The following is a 15,341-nucleotide window of genomic DNA, read 5'->3' as shown; positions in this document are numbered from 1 at the left end:
GTCCGGACGGGCAGGGGCGGGGCGGTTCGGTGGCGGACGGAACATCCCGCCGGCTCGCTCGGGTTCGGGAGGCGTCGGCGGAGCGGCGGGCTGGCCCTGTTCGGGGGACGGCTCGAAGTGGGATTCCTCGGGGCCTGTCCAGCCCAGATCTTTCCGCAACGCGTCATCGCGGTCGGTCACGTGATGTCTCCTCCGGAGGCGATCTGTCGCCATACTTGTGCCCGGCGCTGGTGGCCGAGCATCTGCCAGGCTAACGGTTCGAGAACCCCAGCAAACTACCTGCAAGGTGCTGCGGTGGGCGCCGGCATGGTTCAGCCACAGCGGGTGTCACAGGTGCCCACAGATCAGCCATGGAAGAGCGCGAACTCCCTGACGGGACGAAGCAGCGATTCGCGGACAAATTGACCAACACGCGTCGCATCGCGAGCCAACTTCTACGTCGAGCAAATTTGAAGTGGTCTCCGTCCGTAGGCTCGATATACCGAATCAGGAACATTCAACTAAGGCTGGAATGAGCACTGCAGACGACCAGGGGCCAAGAACCGACGGTGACGAGCACTTGACCCTGCACGTGAACGCGGAGGATCGACTATTGATCCGCGAAGCCGCGATAGCCGCTGACAGAACGGTGGCGGATTTCGTCCTGAGCACCGCGCTAGATAGCGCCAGGCGCATCGTTGTCGACCGGAGCGTGTTCGTTGCCACTGAAGATCAATGGGCCGAATTCGAGTCTTTACTCAGTGATGACCGCAAACCGATGCCGACGCTAGATCGCCTCCTGCGCCGCGCGAGCCCATTTGCAGAAGAAATCAACTAAGAGCGGGTGAAACGTTGGCTCGGCCAGGACTAGCCGCTCCGTGCGGTCTCCAGCATGGCTCGGACCTTCTTGCGGTGCTCTCGGGACAGCCGATACGTCTGGTGGATGTAGCGCCAGTGTCCAGGCGTCAGTTTCCGCCGTAATGCGCGGGCAGACGACCGGCCCGTCGCGAGGCCCAACACTAAGGGCGGGTGGCCAAGGGTGGCAGTACAGCTAGTTGAACTGAATACCGGTACCGCTGTGGTACGAGTATGTGGTACCGGTTGCGAGCATCATGGCAATCAGTGCAAGCGAAGCGCGGCAGCGCCTTTTCCCGCTCATCGAGCAAGTGAACACCGACCATGAGCCAGTGCGCATTGCCTCCAAGGCCGGCGATGCAGTACTGATGTCGGCCGACGATTACGACGCATGGCAGGAAACGGTCTACCTCCTGCGTTCGCCCGAGAACGCGCGTCGCCTGATGGAGGCCGTAGCCCGAGACAGGACCAGACCACCCGTGCAGGTTTCGCACACGACGTCGATCAACGAATTGCAGGAGATGGCCGGCGACGAGTGAGAAGTATCAACTTCGATGCCGATGCGTGGGACGACTTCCTATTCTGGTTGGGCTCCGATCGCAAGACGGCGCGGCGCATCACCAGACTTATCGCAGAGATTCAACGCGACCCGTTTTCGAGGATCGGCAAACCAGAACCGCTCAAGGGAGAGCTGTCCGGGTACTGGTCGCGTCGGATCGACGACGAACATCGGCTCGTCTACCGCGCAGACGACACCGAAGTCAAGATCTTAAAGGCCCGTTACCACTACTGACCAATGCCTTTCTGCGTGGCGGCGGTTCAGCTGCCCCGTGCTGTATGCAGCACGGCCTGGACTTTCTTGCGACGCTCATCGATGGCTTTGCCGATGTCCTTGAGCAGCAGGGGCTTGTGCCGCACCAGCTCTTGAATGTCGTCACGTCCGATCTGGAGCACGGTGACCTCGTCGAGCGCAACGGCGCCCGCGGTCACCGCTTCCCGGGTCAATGCGCTCTGGCCGAGGAAGTCACCGCGCTGCAGGACTCGAACCGGGAGCACGTCGTCGTCATCGGAGACGGTGAGTTGCACCCGACCGGACATCACGAACGTCATCTTGGTGGGAAGCTCCCCCGGCACCTGCAGAGTTTCGCCGGCGCCGTAGCGGGTGAGGTGCACTCTCGGGAGCAGGAGCTGCTGGTCGATGCCGGTGAGACGCAGTGTGGTTGCGATCGCCTGCAACTCGGACCGGGTCCGATCCTCGCTGGAGAAGTCGTCTTCCACCTGGTCCAGATGCAGTCCGGCGCGCCGGGCCGCGTACCAGGTCCACCGAAGGAACGTGGCACGGGCGGCAGCATCATCGGCGGGGGACCGCAGCGGAATGGTGGTGCAGTACTGGGTCGCACCGACCGGCACTGTTGCAGGGCGATCCCCCGTACGCAACTGAGGCAGCCGGGCGGCTACCTGGGCCAGCACCTCGCACACGGCGTCCGGCGGATCGGTGGCAGCGAACACCGTCGACACCGAGATCGTGTGAGCTCCCGCCGGCCGGCTCAGATTCGTGAACGATGCCCCGGCCAGCACGGAGTTGGGCATCACCTGTAAGCCACTGGAAGTCTCGATATGGGTTGCGCGCCAGTTGACTTCGACGACCCGGCCGCGCGCGGAGGGGGTGTCGAGCCAGTCGCCGATCTGGAACGGCTGCTCGAACAGCAGCAGCAGGCCGGAAACGATCTGCCCGACCGAGTTCTGCAGCGCCAAACCCAGCACGATCGAGCTGACACCCAGCGCGGTGAACAGCCCACCGACATTGGCGCCCCAGACCACCGACAGGATCAACGCCAGACCCACCGCGATCAACGCGAAGCGGGCAACGTCGAGGAAGATCGTCGGTAACCGCTTGCGCCAACTGGATTCCGGAGCGCTGTCGAACACTGTGGCGTTGAGGCCGGACAGCAGCAGCACCAGCACCACGAAGCCCAGCGTCGTCGCGACCAGGCGCACCGGGGTCGCGTGGACCGACACCTGATTGGCGCCAGTCAGCAGCGCCAGGAGCGCTCCCAGCGGAAGGACGTAGTTGCGAAGCAGTTCCACCGGCCTGGCCAGTGCGCTGCCCCGGCGCTCCAACGCGGTGCGAAGTTCCGTGAGCGCGATGAGCCCGATCGGCAACCCTATTGCTACCGATAGTGCCCAGTAGAACCACGGCTGGTCGAGGGACTCCATCGTCAGCGGCTCTCCGCGAGGCGATAGGTCTGCTCGTCGTTCCCGTCGTGACTGATCACGCCGGCCGGAGTGAAGTCGTGCAGATCCCTGACGACGTCGTAGACCCGCGAGGTGACGTACACGCCGGGTTGGGAGGATCCATTGCGAACCTGATAGGCGAGATTGACCGCTGCGCCCCACATGTCGTACGCGATGCTGGACTTGCCGACCAGGCCGCTGCCAACGGTGCCGGTGTCGATGCCGGCACGCAAGCGCAGGTCATAGCCGGACTCGGCGTTGAATCTCGTGATGATGTGGTGCATCTCGATCGCGAAGTCCACGGTGCGGCGGGCGTTGTCCAGGCGGGGCTGGTTGAGCCCGCAGCTGGCGAGGTAGCCGTTGTGCAGTGTGCGTACCTGTTCGACGCCGAGATCTTCGGCCGCCAAGTCGAATTGGTGCACCAGCTTGTTGGTGATGGCCAGTGATTCCTGCGCGGACAGCCGTACGGCCAGTTGGTCGAGTCCGACGACTTCGGCGAAGATCACGCTGACGTCCTGATGGTGCAGCGAGATGTTCTCCTCGCCCTCCCGATACCGCTCGACGACCGACTCGGGCATCAGCGACAACAGCAGCTTGCGGTTCTCCTCGCGTTGCTCGATCAGCAGCTGTTCGTGGCGCGACAGGTTGCGGCTCATCTCGTTGAAAGCCTTTGTCAGATCGCCGAATTCATCGAGCGAGCGCAGAGGCAGGACGACGCCGTAATTGCCTGCCGCGATCTGTCGTGAGCCGGCCTCCAGCCTCTTGATCGGGCGCACGAACCGCCGCGACAGCAGCATCGCGATCACACACACGATGAAGATGATCGCGGTGGTCGACAGGATCAGGGTGCGCGTGAAGCGGTTGACAGGAGCGAAAGCCTCCGCGGCGTCGATGTTGGCGACGATGTTCCACTGCAGTGCATCATCGGCAATCGGCGCGTAGGCCTGCAGTGCGCGGCGCCCGAGGTAGTTGTCGGAGATCAACGTGCCGGTTTGGCCCTGGGCTGCCAGGCGGGTCGCTTCGGTGCCCGCCGGTTGGATGAGCACCGTGGTGCCCTGACGGATCGCCTGTTCGGCGACGTCGGGCGGGGTGCCGGCGGCGACGACCTCGGAGCGGTACCGGTCGGGATCCTCCAGGAACAGCCGGGAGTCCGACCGCATCACGTCGTCGTCGCCCACCAGGAACGTCTCCCCGGTGGTTCCCATGCCGGCCTGCTCCCACTGCTTGTCGACCGTCATCAGGCGGTTGATCTTCGACATCGGAAGTTGAAGGGCGAGAACGCCGGTCACCTGGTCCACCGGGCCGACCGGGCTGACCATCCAGGCGGTCGGCTCCAGGGCAGGCTGGTAGGGACTGAAGTCGGTGACCTCGACGTGATCGAGCGCGTTGCTGCGCATCGCCCGGTTGAACGCGTCGGTGAGATCTCCGCCGCGGAACGGCCCGCGAAGGACATTGGTGCCTAGATCGATGCCCTTGTTGGCCGAATACACCACATCGCCCTGGGTGTCGATAAGGAGCGCGTCCTCGAACTCGAAACGACTGGTGACGGTGCGGAAGAAGTTGTTGAAGCGAGCGTTGGCCGCCGACCACTCGCTGCTGTCCCCGGCGTCGTCGACCGCGATCCGCTCCGAGGCGTCCTTGAAGGGGATCGTGTAGTGGATCTGCAGGTACCGCTGTGCGTATGAGGTCGGCAGAAGTGCTGCGACATCGAGTTCGACGCCCGTTCTGGCTTCCTCTTCCGGGGCGTAGACGGTGGTGTAGTAGTTGGCGAGGGCCTGTTCCTGGGCGGGTTCGATCGGTGGTGCGTCGGGACCGTTGAGCTGGTTGAAGCCGGCGGTATAGGCCGTCATCGCGGTCCCGGCGTTGCTGGTTCTCGCGAACAGGATGATCGAGTTCGTCAGGTCGGAGATCTCGGCGACGAGCTGTCGGCTCTGGGATTCACGAACCTCGGTGAGTCGGTCGAAGGCGGCGTTGCGCAGCGAGATGCGGCCCGATTCGAAGCCGATGTAGCCCACCACCGCCGCGGACAGGATGCTGGTGACGAGCAGCATGAGCAGGAACTTCGACTGGATGCTGATTTTTGACAGCATTCTGCCGAGGTGGCGGGGCAACTCCACCGGATAGGCAGGCTCCTGGCCCGTGCTGCTGGTCTCATCTGTCCGGGTGGCCATCGGCCAATGACACTATCGTGCGGCGGGTGGGTCTCGTGGGAGTTGAGAGGACGGCGGCTCGACGGATCAGACCGACGCGTCGGCACCGACTGCGTCGCCGATGAGCACTGCCAGATCGCGAGGCTGGCACACGGGATTCGACGGGGGTTCAATCGCGCTTGGAGGAGAGGGGCAAGTAGTGGACATGTGGGAAAGGCTGGCGGCCGCCGCGGCAGAGCTGGACAGGGCAGCGGTACTGCGGCGGATCTTGGACCGTGCCGCGCGCGCCAGCGCGCTCAGCGATTGGACGGCGCTGAACGACTGGAGTCTGAAGCGCCAGGTGCCTGATGCCGGGAGCAGTCTGGCGCTCGATGACGATGGGTACATCCCGCAACTCGGCGGAATGTTCGTGAGTGAGACAGCGATCTATCCCGCCATGAGCGCGGCGGGCAATATCGCAGCGGCCGCTGAGGTCGTCAATAATTGGCGGCACCCTGACGAGCGCGGCCGCCTCAATATGCGCACCACCGCAGTGCTGACGGGGTGCCGCGTAGCGTTGGAGACGGCCGCTTTGACCGTTTGGGCGATCGGCCCTAGCGATCGCGACACTCGCCGCAAGCGGTGCGCCGGGCTGGTCTACAAAGAGGATCAGAACCAGCGCGGTTTTATAAGCTGCGAGCGCGCGATTCACACGACGACAGGCAACCAGCAGCTGCTAGACAGTCTGGAGATGTCGTGCAAGCAGTTCGAGGATCAAGACAGCATCGTCAAGCAAGTGCCGAAGGCGAACGTCCCCAATTCGACGCAGCTCGTGAAGGATGCAGCTCGCTGGATTCATGAGAATCCACCGGCACACGCTACTGATCTTCTCGGCGGCGATGTCAGCTTTGAAGTTTTGGCAGATCGCACGTACGGGCTGACCTCTGGTTTCGTACACGGTTTTAAGTGGGCGACGTGGTATGTCCGAAAGGAACGAGAGCTATTGGGCGCTGTGGCAGACAGCTTCGCAGCGGCCCTGATCATGACCGAGTCGGCGATTGCGTTGTTTGAGGCACAGGCGCAACAGCCCAGCGGAACGCAACGCGAACTTCTCTACCCTGATCTTCTGGCATCAACTATCGCCGACTGGTCGCAACGCTATCGGGTAAGAGAGAAAGCAGGCAGTGTGGGCGAGATGACCAACTTTCTTCAACGGAGAGCGCTGAACGATGTCGATTGACGCATCCCGAGTTCCGGAGCCCGCAAAACGAATATCCCATGAAGCCGAACTGCTTACACACCTGCGAATTGCGTTGGAGGACCTGGGCGTTGAGTGCGTGACCGGCCAAGGTGCCAGGAACCGATTCGGAATCGACGGGTGGGCACTTTCGATGCAGCAACAATTCCAGTTCGGCGATCTGCGGATCGAGCTTCCAACCGTGACCGTTCTCGTGGAGACCGAGAGCGCCGGCGGTGTTGGCAATCTCGTGAAGTACTGGCCCCTGCTGCGTTCCGGAGCATTGGACAAGCGACTTGTCATCATTCACCTCTACATGCTCACTAGCGAGGGCGACTATATGGCGCATCGGAAGCTGTGGTCTTTTCTATTGGACCGGATGGATATGGACTTGAACGAGGTTGGCATTTGTCGACCCGATGTCTGGGACGCTCATCTATTCACGTACCGCAAGGGTGACCCGCCGAATGACGTCACGGCATTTCTTAGGTCGACGGTGTCAGAAGGGTTGGCGTAAGCGGCCAATTGGTGAGCAAGAAGCGTTCGCCCAATAAGGTCGACAGCACATGGGATCTTGCGCCGGGCGAGGGTCGACGCATGGTTGTGAACCAGGGGGGTGGGGTCGAAACTTGCAGGGGGAGGTGCGGCGACAGAGTTGTCGCCGGAATTTTTCGACAAAAGTGTTGAATTGACACACTTTCGACACGGATTGAGTAGTGGTTAGACGTTTGAGCGAGGTTCCGCTTAGTTGCCTGCTTCAATCTCGGCGACCTTCGCGGTGGCCTCAGATCCACAAACTGGCCGGAGGTCTACGCTGTCCGACTCCAACAAGATATCTATGCGCCTCTTAAGGTCTCCTGACACGACGCGCTCGTAGAGGTCGGCCCCGGGACACGATGTGGCTGCGAAATGACGGTGGCCTTCCAGCGTGCCAGTTTGGATGGTGAACTCCCCGAGGGCGGCTGGTTCGCCTCGTCGACGATCCAAGACGGCGCTTGATGATTGTTACGGGCGGGCAGTCGCCCGCGTGCACGCAAAAACACTTTGGACACATCGCGCTGCGGATAGCGGCCTGCTCGCGCTCTGCATGGCCATCGTCGCCACCCTCAACGGGCCAGCTCCCGGGTGCCTGGCCTTCGTACCAGGCCAGATCGGGGAAGCTGTCGTACTCCTTCAGGTGGCTACCGGTGCGGCAGCGCGCAACCTCGACTCCCTTAGTTTTCACCACGCGCTCGATTTCAGCGGTGTCGCTGGGGTCGATGTCAGGCGCACCCACTGCCTCCTGGAGCAGCGAGTAGTGCGCCCAGATAGCACGTCGAGCAGCTCCACGCACGACGCCGCGATCCTCGCTAACCACTTCGTCGGGGTAGATCGCGAGCACCCTCCCCAGCTCCCACCCTTTGTTGTAAAGAAGGTCGGCAGCCTCAGCGCGAGTCTGCGCGTTCGGCCATAAAGCCAACCGGCGTTCGACTACCCGATTCACCAAGCGACGCCCTCTCTTGCCGGCGCCGGCCGACTGTCGCCGTCGCCATCTCGCGGAGGGGGAAGAGCAGTCACTCCCGTTTTGCCTCAAGGTGCGGCTGCAACAACCTCACGGCACCAGCTAGATCATTGGCCATGGCATTTGATCTGCCATCTCCCGTTCATGCCTGACCAGTAGGTCTCGCCCACGTTGTCGATGAGGCGGACGGCTTCGGTCTCAGACATGTTGAACTGCTGCGTCAGCCATGCGACCGCTGCGTCGATCTCGAACGGCATCTCGCCGTTGGTCCGATCGAGTTGCCGCTGGTTCTCCGCGCAGAATGCCTCACCTGGTGTCTGCGCGCTGGCGATCGGCAAAGAGGCGAGAGCAACTGAACTGGCCAGCGCAGCTGTGCTCACCAAAACTCTCATCCACGTCATGGCACTTCTCCTCTCGAACGTCGGCGAAAGGTCGCCCCGGCGCACTGAGTCTGCGCCTCCGCATCACGGCCGTCGTCAAGTGCAACCGTCGCGATCCCCGCGATGGCAGCCGCGCGACCTAACGCAGACAAGAACGTCCCGCTTCGCTGTTTCACTGCTGACTGTTCGCGCTTACGATTCGCAGCCGATGCCGTCGAGGTCGCGGTCCAGGTGCTCGCCGTAGTACTCAGAGCTCGTCGGGATGTTCGAATACCCCGCATCGCGGGCGGCGGTGCAGTTCTTGAAGGGCGCTGCACTGGCGACCGGTGCTAACCCAACCGCAATGACGCCTCCAAGAATCGGTCCGGCGATGAGCATACGAATCATGTGTCCCCCTCGATATGTTGGTGCAGTTGCTCCCCCGGAGCAGCAAAAGATTGGGACTTCATTGTCGCCCGACAGCTGCGCACTCCTGGGGCGTTTTGAAGATTTCTTCTGCGCCAGACCTAATTTCTGGCTACGTGCACGCTACCTGCGTTGCTTCTCCCGATTTGGTGGGCCTGCCCGGCGCAGTTTGTCTGACGGGTGGTTGTAGTCTTCGTCCAGCAACGGCGCTGGTGTAACGGATCCTTGAACACATCGCCTTCGGATCTCGCGCAGCTGTCTTTCGAGCCATAGTGGAATTTGACGAGCCGGGCGCTACTCGCTTCTCTCCGGCATGGTGCGGGATAGCCCTCGCGATGTAGGGCGCAACCGCGACTACAGAGCAGGATTTCAGGGGTTTACGGCGCGGCGGCTTAGGACCCGCGCCCCTGAAAGACAGCGGATTCAACGGAGACTACTAGTCGCGTCCCCTGTTGACTTGCGCGCCACCAGTCCTGCGGTTGATTAGCCTGCACGGATGACTGAGATCCCTTTGCGGACCTTGATTGGCGAGCTAGATCCGGCGGAGTGCAAGCTGCACTGCGCCGTGTGGAACGGCAAGGACCACCCCATCGACGTGCTGACGCGCTCGTGGGACGAGTGGGTGAAGTGGAGCCGGTGGCGGCCCGCCCGCAACGAGTTCAACCGACAATTCATCTTCACCTTGGCCCGCGACCGACACGACCCGTCACTCTGGCTCTTCGGCGGCGTCTTCGAGGTTCAGGCCCGAGGTAAGCCCAACGCTCACTCGTACAAGATCGCGCTACGCGAGGACCTGATGGGTCCGTTCATCAAGCGGTTGTGGGTGAAGTTCCGCCCGACGGGTCGGGCTATCCGACTGAACATGGATACCTATCTGGGTCACATCGAGGTCGTGTCGATCTCGAAGCTGCCCTTCGCGGGCGAACCGTTTCCGGGCCACAACCGGGTCAACCACACTCTGGGCGTCCTGGAAACCGCTGTCACCCAGGAGTGGAACGATTGGCGCGGTGCCCTGCAATACATGAAGGGCGTCTACGTCATCCACGACGTCGAGACCGGCAAGGCCTATGTCGGCGCGGCCTACGGAGATACCGGAATCTGGGCCAGGTTGCGCCAGTACGTCGACGGCCTGCACGGCAACAATGTCGCCCTTAGGGAGCTGGTCGGCCAGAAGGGTTCGGAGTACGCCCGATCAAACTTGCGGTTCGCGTTGCTGGAGTTCTGGTCGATGCGGACCGCCGACGAGGAGGTCCTAGCCCGGGAGAGCTACTGGAAGGACGTGCTGATGTCGCGGCAGTTCGGCCTCAACAAGAATTAGGACGACCCGCAGCGCGCGAATTGCGCGGGCGGGGGAGCAATGTGCTCGCTGTCGCCCATTCGGTGGCAGTCATCACCTACGGGCAGCTTTCGACATCGATCCGGACGACGCCAAAGTCAACTGGGGTGCTCGGCGTCAGCGTTGACCCGGGCGGCGGCGTCGAGCTGCATACTTGCCAGTTCGCATCCAACATCTGGTTGCGGCCTTCGCCGGTGAGATCGGTCGAGGTGCTGATTGCGATCTCGTAGTCAGTCAAAGCCTGGATCGCGTCCTGCGCGTCCTGGAGGTTCTGTCCGATGAGATTGGGCATCGTCCACGATGCCGGTGCCGCAGCGGATGATGTCAGCGGCGGTGTAGGCACGTCGGGAGCAGTCGGCTGCTGCGTGACTGGCGCAGTCGTGACAACGATCGAACTGGTGACGGTGACCGTCGACGGTGGCACGGATGCGTCACTGCCACAAGCCGTTGCGATCAGTGCGACGGCGGCAACCAGCATCGCCGTGCGGAGAACTCCTGTGTGCCCGCATAGCCTTTGGTAAGCCATATAAATCCCCCTCAGGAACGTGGACCGTGATGGTAACGTCCGCTCGACGAATTTGCTGGTGTTTGCATCGTGCGGGTGATTCGTGGCTGCCGGTCACCGCGAAGCCGTCGGCGTGGCCGTTGCCACGAAGCTTGGAGCAGTTGAAAACGCTGGCAGCACCCTCACGCAACCGCTAATTTCCGCGTCCTCTGTTGTTCGAAGTCAGCTGTCGCGGGCCAATTGAATCTGATTTTTGATTTCTCGGTAGGCCATGACTCGTGCCATCACACCGTCTGCTGCCGAGTCCGTCGGCGTGGTGTCTGGCGTCGCTTCAATCCCGTACAGCATGGCGCTCAATTGTCCGTGCAGCTCTGCCCGTTGCTCCGCAGTCCGGGCGTCCTTGCGTTCGTCGTCAAGCGACTTGTCGATCAGACGTGCCTCCGTCGCACACTTCCCGATTAGTTCCACACGCTCGATGCCAGCGCATTCTAGGTTGGCGGTGGTGGTCATCGCTTCCGCGAGGAGTTTGCGGTCGTCGGCGCTGGGTTTGTCCAACGCAGACAACTTGCTCGCAACCTTGCGCAGGGCGTGTGCCTTCCGAAAGTTTTCAGTGATGCTTTGGATGTCGGCGGTGAAGTCGACATCCCCGAGCCACCCGTCGCGCGCAGCCTCCGACGCGAGGACTCGCTTCACTGCCGCCTGCGCGGATTCAACGAGTGCGGCATTCTCCTTGCCGAGCGTCGCGATGCGCTGTTGCTTTTCCTTGCGTGCCCTTTCTTCGCGCGCGCGTTTGTCGGCAGCCGCTTGAGCCGCTCGCTCGATTCGTGCCCGTTCCTCGGCTGCCTTGCGACGTTTTGCCTCTTCGGAAACTGCCCAGGAGACAAACCAGATGAGGCCCCCGATTGCGGCGGTGACGCCGAGGACAATCCACACCGTTTTCGGGATCATCGCGATAAGCACCAGCAGGACAAAAATGGCACCGCCAATCGATCCACCGGTTGTGCTTTGTTTACTCATCGTGAAACCTGCTGTCCGATCCTTTTCGCTGCACCGCCCGAACCCCAGCCGCATCTTCCTCGCAAGCTCGTTCACCGAATGTTAGCTGGACCCACTGACGCCCCTGGGTGTCGTCCGCCAGCCGTAACGACCCCCTGGCTGAGCATGTTCGCGGGGTACTGCTGGAGAGGCATGTGGCACGCGCGGCACCCTCGTCAGCCGAATCGCACGTCGTCGATGCTGATGAATGCGCTGCGGCCAGTGCCGTTGTGCGTGAATTTCGTCCCGGCGTAGCTCGCGTCGATCGTCCAGGACAGCGCATGGTAGGTGCGGTAGTCAATGGTCACCACTGGGATGTCCCCGAGGTCGCCGACCACCCATTCGTAGGTGCCGTCGGAGCGGAAGGTAACGCCGTTAGTGCGGAGACCTCCGACAAACGGTGTGTTCGTAAATGTTGCCTGGCAGTCGATCTCCGACGATCTGATCTGGCAGCGGGTCTTGCCTGACTTCGTCGCGATGTACACCTGGCCGTCACGCGTCGGCTGCAGCACCGTCGCCGGTGGTGTTGACGGAGCCCCAACCGGCGGTAGTGAGGACGCCGCCTTCTCCTCCAATGCGAACAGCAGCGCGCCGGGTGGGCTTTCCCACAGCACGTTATCGCCGTCGAAGGTCACCTCGACCGGGACATCACGCTCGGTTCCCTTCTGGGTGCGCACTGTCGCGAGGCCCTTGTACTCGTTTCCCGACTTGTTCACGAGCACTACCTCGCGGACCTGGAGATTCAACTCGGCTAGCTCGTCGTCAGTGTCGAACTTCTGTTGCATCGAGGTCTTCACCAACGCCGCCGCCTCCTCGGTCTGCGACATCGACGGACCTGGCACAGCAGTGGGAGCGCCGGTGGTCTGGCTGCAGCCGATCAAGAGCGCTGTAGCGATCAGGACGCACGCCACGCACAACGCCCCCCTCATGTGCGAATGGTAGATCTCCGTTGCCGTATCCGCCGAAAGAATGCTTGACCCGAATTTGGCGGGGCCAGTGGCAAGCGGCACAGCGAACACGGAGCTCCATGTAGCCCTACCCAGTGAGGGTCGGGGATGTCTGTCGTTCTACGTCAGGCAAGTGGGTGGTGGTTCCTCCCTCGCGCTGCCCGAGCGGCCATCCCCTTGGCCCCGGCCTCGTGCTGGTCGGTAACCAGCCCTGCACTTGCTCCGGTCACCTCACCTGGACTTGTCGCCAGTGCTGGAGCACCGTCTACGGCCGGAGCTGAAGTCCGATGCCAGCCTTTGGCTGGTCCTGCGATAGTGACCTGGTGATCAGCTCGTGCGACTGCGAAGCGTGTGATGGATGGCGAATGCAGCCCAGATAATCGTCCACATGCCGCCCCACAGCAGCCAGCCGACACCAAAGAACGACAGAATACCGCTAGCCATTTCGGAACTCTCCACGTCGGATTGGGTAGTCCCTGGCTCCACATTGGCCGCTGACGCGAACCAGAAGAACGACGGAATGACCGTACCCAGCAGCGAGAAGAACGCTAGTAGAGCGAACCCATAGTGAATCGTGAACCGTCGTTCTGTTCCCTGCGGCGGACGCGGCGTCGGATACTGCGACGAGGGCGGAGGAGGAGCCGTGGGTCCCCAGTTAGAGCCGTCGAAATACCGCTGCCCACCGTTTCCAGACGGGTCGGGGTACCACCCTGGCGCACTCACAGCGCCATCGTCCTCACCATGAGCTGGGACGATAACATGCTTCGCCAGCAAACAATGGAAGTCGCGAACGGCGGTATCCCTCGAAGCCTCACTTGATTTCTTGCGCGCGGAATGCAGTCTCGGCGGAGAGGCGAAGAGGGGCTAGGCGTCGAGGTCCTGCTCAACCAGGTCGGCGATGGTGTTGAGCGCGGCCTCGTCTTCGGAGTCGACGGTGACCTGGGCGCCGTTGCCGGCTCCGAGGGTCATGATCATCAGCGCCGAGCCGGCGTCCACGGGCTCACCGCCGTCGACCGAGAGCGTGACAGGTACACCGGCGTTGACGGCGGCCTCGGCGATGATGGCCGCGGGTCGGGCGTGCAGTCCGATGGACGAGCCGACGGTGACGGTCTTGCTGGGCATGGATTCTCCTTATTTTGTGGGTGAGGTGAACAGATCAGGCGGCGACGAGTTCGGATTCGGACTTGGCGCCGGGCTTGATGAACTGCTTGGCGGCAACAACCGCGAACGCGGCGACGACGGTGCCCGCCACGAGAGCGATCATGAACCACAGCAGGTTGCCGATCGCGAAGAACACGAAGATGCCGCCGTGCGGGGCCCGCAGCGTCACACCGAATCCCTGGCACAGCGCCCCGGTGACGGCACCGCCCAACATCATCGACGGGATCACCCGCAGCGGGTCGGCCGCTGCGAACGGGATCGCGCCCTCGGAGATGAACGACGCGCCCAGCAGCCACGCCGCGCGGCCGTTCTCCCGCTCGGGCTCGCTGAACAGTCCCGGGCGGATGGTGGTGGCCAGTGCCATCGCCAGCGGCGGCACCATGCCCGCGGCCATCACGGTCGCCATGATCTCGAACGACGCGGTGGTGGCTGCCGCCAAGCCGGCGGTGGCGAAGGCGTAGGCAGCTTTGTTGACCGGGCCGCCCAGGTCGAAGCACATCATCAGGCCGAGGATCACGCCGAGCAGGATCGCCGACGTGCCCGTCATCCCGTTGAGCCAGTTGGTCAGGCCGGTGTTGATCAACGCCAGCGGACGGCCGATCAGGAAGAACATGATGAGGCCGACGACCAGGGACGCGCCCAACGGAATGATGACCACCGGCATGAGTCCGCGAAGCCATTGCGGGACTTTGATATTGCTGATCCACAGGGCGGTGAAGCCGGCGATCACACCACCGGCGATGCCGCCGATGAAGCCGCCGCCGACGAAGACGGCCAGTGCACCCGCGGTGAAGCCCGGTGCGATACCGGGACGGTCGGCGATCGCGAACGAGATGTAGCCGGCCAGCGCGGGCACCAGGAAGCCGAAGGCCAACCCTCCCAGGGTGAACAGGATGGCGCCCAGGTACTGGGTCAGACCGCCCTCGGGCAGGTTGGTCAGCGAGTTGTTCAGCGCGATGTCATTGCCGGTGTCGGTGATCTCGTAGCCGCCGAACAGGAAGCCCAGCGCGATCAGCAGACCACCGGCCGCGACGAACGGGATCATGTAGCTCACACCGGTCAGCAGGATCTGCCGCGTCCGGGTGCCCCAGCCGACGTTGCCCGACGGCGCGTCCGACGCTGGCGCACCGGAGCCCTCGACCTTGGCCGCATTCGGATTATCGGATGCCGCAACGGCTTCGGCGATCATCTTGGCCGGCTCGTTGATGGCGCGCTTCACGCCCGAGGCGACGACCGGCTTACCGGCGAACCGGCCCTTGTCCTTGACCCCGACGTCGGTGGCGAAGATGACGGCGTCGGCGTTGGCGATGGTCTCCACCGGCAGCGGGGTGCTGCCCGAGGAACCCTGCGTCTCGACGACGAAGGTGACGCCTGCCTCCTTGGCCGCGGCGGCCAGCGCGTCGGCGGCCATGTAGGTGTGGGCGATGCCGGTCGGGCAGGCGGTGATCGCCACGATCGACTTGGCCCGCTTCTCCGCGACGGGCGCGGCCGCGGGCGCTGCGGCGGCAGGTGCAGCTGCCGGGGCGGGGTTGACAACGCCTTCGACGAGTTCGACCACCTCGTCTGCGCTGGAGGCCTCGCGCAGCGATGCGACGAAGTCCTTGCGCACCAATGCTCTTGCCAGACTGGACAGCAG

16 protein-coding genes and 1 pseudogene are annotated in these 15,341 nt (G+C 63.0%); 6 read left to right on the top strand and 11 right to left on the bottom strand.

Annotated features, from left to right (window positions below; translation table 11 throughout):
• Positions 1-180: pseudogene (locus WA965_RS07235) on the bottom strand (MinD/ParA family ATP-binding protein); the annotation flags it as partial.
• Positions 181-511: 331 nt separating this feature from the next.
• Between WA965_RS07235 and WA965_RS07230 the strand changes: the two are divergent.
• From WA965_RS07230 to WA965_RS07220, 3 genes are all read left to right on the top strand, one after another.
• Positions 512-817 carry a type II toxin-antitoxin system TacA family antitoxin gene (locus WA965_RS07230; protein ID WP_526302802.1) on the top strand — a complete coding sequence of 102 codons (306 nt, stop codon included), beginning with the start codon at positions 512-514 and terminating at the stop codon, positions 815-817.
• A gap of 274 nt (positions 818-1,091) precedes the next feature.
• Positions 1,092-1,373 carry a type II toxin-antitoxin system Phd/YefM family antitoxin gene (locus WA965_RS07225; RefSeq protein WP_526302801.1) on the top strand — a complete coding sequence of 94 codons (282 nt, stop codon included), beginning with the start codon at positions 1,092-1,094 and terminating at the stop codon, positions 1,371-1,373.
• Entirely contained in the window at positions 1,370-1,627 is a 258-nt protein-coding gene (locus tag WA965_RS07220; RefSeq protein WP_526302800.1) for a Txe/YoeB family addiction module toxin, read from the top strand. Before WA965_RS07225 ends, WA965_RS07220 begins: the two co-directional genes overlap by 4 nt.
• 26 nt (positions 1,628-1,653) lie before the next feature.
• On the opposite strand, the gene WA965_RS07215 is transcribed toward WA965_RS07220, so the two are convergent.
• Positions 1,654-3,051 (bottom strand): mechanosensitive ion channel family protein, encoded by a 1,398-nt coding sequence (locus tag WA965_RS07215; protein ID WP_526302799.1) that lies wholly within the window; start codon positions 3,049-3,051, stop codon positions 1,654-1,656.
• 2 nt (positions 3,052-3,053) lie between these two features.
• Positions 3,054-5,240: an adenylate/guanylate cyclase domain-containing protein gene (locus WA965_RS07210; protein WP_526447285.1), complete on the bottom strand. Its 2,187-nt coding sequence runs from the start codon at positions 5,238-5,240 to the stop codon at positions 3,054-3,056.
• A gap of 178 nt (positions 5,241-5,418) precedes the next feature.
• Here WA965_RS07210 and WA965_RS07205 point away from each other — a divergent pair, with 178 nt between their 5' ends.
• The gene (locus tag WA965_RS07205) at positions 5,419-6,438 is read left to right on the top strand and encodes a hypothetical protein (RefSeq protein WP_526301660.1); all 1,020 of its coding nucleotides are present in this window, start codon (positions 5,419-5,421) and stop codon (positions 6,436-6,438) included.
• Entirely contained in the window at positions 6,428-6,952 is a 525-nt protein-coding gene (locus WA965_RS07200) for a hypothetical protein (RefSeq protein ID WP_526301661.1), read from the top strand. The genes WA965_RS07205 and WA965_RS07200 overlap by 11 nt, the downstream gene beginning before the upstream one ends.
• Positions 6,953-8,043: 1,091 nt before the next feature.
• Here the strand turns inward: WA965_RS07200 and WA965_RS07195 are convergent.
• Together WA965_RS07195 and WA965_RS07190 are read right to left on the bottom strand one after the other, a co-directional pair.
• On the bottom strand, positions 8,044-8,316 hold the full coding sequence (locus tag WA965_RS07195) for a hypothetical protein (RefSeq protein WP_526301663.1): 273 nt from the start codon (positions 8,314-8,316) through the stop codon (positions 8,044-8,046).
• A gap of 192 nt (positions 8,317-8,508) precedes the next feature.
• Positions 8,509-8,694 (bottom strand): excalibur calcium-binding domain-containing protein, encoded by a 186-nt coding sequence (locus WA965_RS07190; protein ID WP_526301665.1) that lies wholly within the window; start codon positions 8,692-8,694, stop codon positions 8,509-8,511.
• Positions 8,695-9,217: 523 nt separating this feature from the next.
• On the opposite strand from WA965_RS07190, the gene WA965_RS07185 reads away from it, so the two are divergent.
• Positions 9,218-10,039 (top strand): GIY-YIG nuclease family protein, encoded by an 822-nt coding sequence (locus WA965_RS07185; protein ID WP_526301667.1) that lies wholly within the window; start codon positions 9,218-9,220, stop codon positions 10,037-10,039.
• A 76-nt stretch (positions 10,040-10,115) separates the two neighbouring features.
• On the opposite strand, the gene WA965_RS07180 is transcribed toward WA965_RS07185, so the two are convergent.
• From WA965_RS07180 to WA965_RS07155, 6 genes are all read right to left on the bottom strand, one after another.
• Positions 10,116-10,535 (bottom strand): PASTA domain-containing protein, encoded by a 420-nt coding sequence (locus WA965_RS07180; RefSeq protein ID WP_526301669.1) that lies wholly within the window; start codon positions 10,533-10,535, stop codon positions 10,116-10,118.
• Positions 10,536-10,784: 249 nt separating this feature from the next.
• Positions 10,785-11,579, bottom strand: a complete 795-nt coding sequence (locus WA965_RS07175; protein ID WP_526301671.1) for a hypothetical protein — start codon at positions 11,577-11,579, stop codon at positions 10,785-10,787.
• 194 nt (positions 11,580-11,773) lie between these two features.
• Positions 11,774-12,526, bottom strand: a complete 753-nt coding sequence (locus WA965_RS07170) for a hypothetical protein (RefSeq protein WP_526301673.1) — start codon at positions 12,524-12,526, stop codon at positions 11,774-11,776.
• Positions 12,527-12,871: 345 nt separating this feature from the next.
• Entirely contained in the window at positions 12,872-13,267 is a 396-nt protein-coding gene (locus WA965_RS07165; RefSeq protein WP_526447283.1) for a DUF2510 domain-containing protein, read from the bottom strand.
• Between the two features lie 141 nt (positions 13,268-13,408).
• Positions 13,409-13,666 (bottom strand): HPr family phosphocarrier protein, encoded by a 258-nt coding sequence (locus WA965_RS07160; protein ID WP_526301675.1) that lies wholly within the window; start codon positions 13,664-13,666, stop codon positions 13,409-13,411.
• A 34-nt stretch (positions 13,667-13,700) separates the two neighbouring features.
• On the bottom strand, positions 13,701-15,341 hold a 1,641-nt coding region (locus tag WA965_RS07155; RefSeq protein ID WP_526447281.1), incomplete at its 5' end, for a PTS fructose transporter subunit IIC.

Source organism: Mycobacterium sp., from assembly GCF_049683935.1.
Lineage (GTDB): Bacteria > Actinomycetota > Actinomycetes > Mycobacteriales > Mycobacteriaceae > Mycobacterium.
This window is presented reverse-complemented; position numbering and strand designations above follow the sequence as displayed.

Coding starts and splice junctions, on each gene's coding strand:
- WA965_RS07230 (WP_526302802.1), top strand. CDS start 512: ATGAGCACTGCAGACGACCAGGGGCCAAGAACCGACGGTGACGAGCAC.
- WA965_RS07225 (WP_526302801.1), top strand. CDS start 1,092: ATGGCAATCAGTGCAAGCGAAGCGCGGCAGCGCCTTTTCCCGCTCATC.
- WA965_RS07215 (WP_526302799.1), bottom strand. CDS start 3,051: ATGGAGTCCCTCGACCAGCCGTGGTTCTACTGGGCACTATCGGTAGCA.
- WA965_RS07210 (WP_526447285.1), bottom strand. CDS start 5,240: ATGGCCACCCGGACAGATGAGACCAGCAGCACGGGCCAGGAGCCTGCC.
- WA965_RS07200 (WP_526301661.1), top strand. CDS start 6,428: ATGTCGATTGACGCATCCCGAGTTCCGGAGCCCGCAAAACGAATATCC.
- WA965_RS07190 (WP_526301665.1), bottom strand. CDS start 8,694: ATGCTCATCGCCGGACCGATTCTTGGAGGCGTCATTGCGGTTGGGTTA.
- WA965_RS07185 (WP_526301667.1), top strand. CDS start 9,218: ATGACTGAGATCCCTTTGCGGACCTTGATTGGCGAGCTAGATCCGGCG.
- WA965_RS07180 (WP_526301669.1), bottom strand. CDS start 10,535: ATGCTGGTTGCCGCCGTCGCACTGATCGCAACGGCTTGTGGCAGTGAC.
- WA965_RS07175 (WP_526301671.1), bottom strand. CDS start 11,579: ATGAGTAAACAAAGCACAACCGGTGGATCGATTGGCGGTGCCATTTTT.
- WA965_RS07170 (WP_526301673.1), bottom strand. CDS start 12,526: ATGAGGGGGGCGTTGTGCGTGGCGTGCGTCCTGATCGCTACAGCGCTC.
- WA965_RS07160 (WP_526301675.1), bottom strand. CDS start 13,666: ATGCCCAGCAAGACCGTCACCGTCGGCTCGTCCATCGGACTGCACGCC.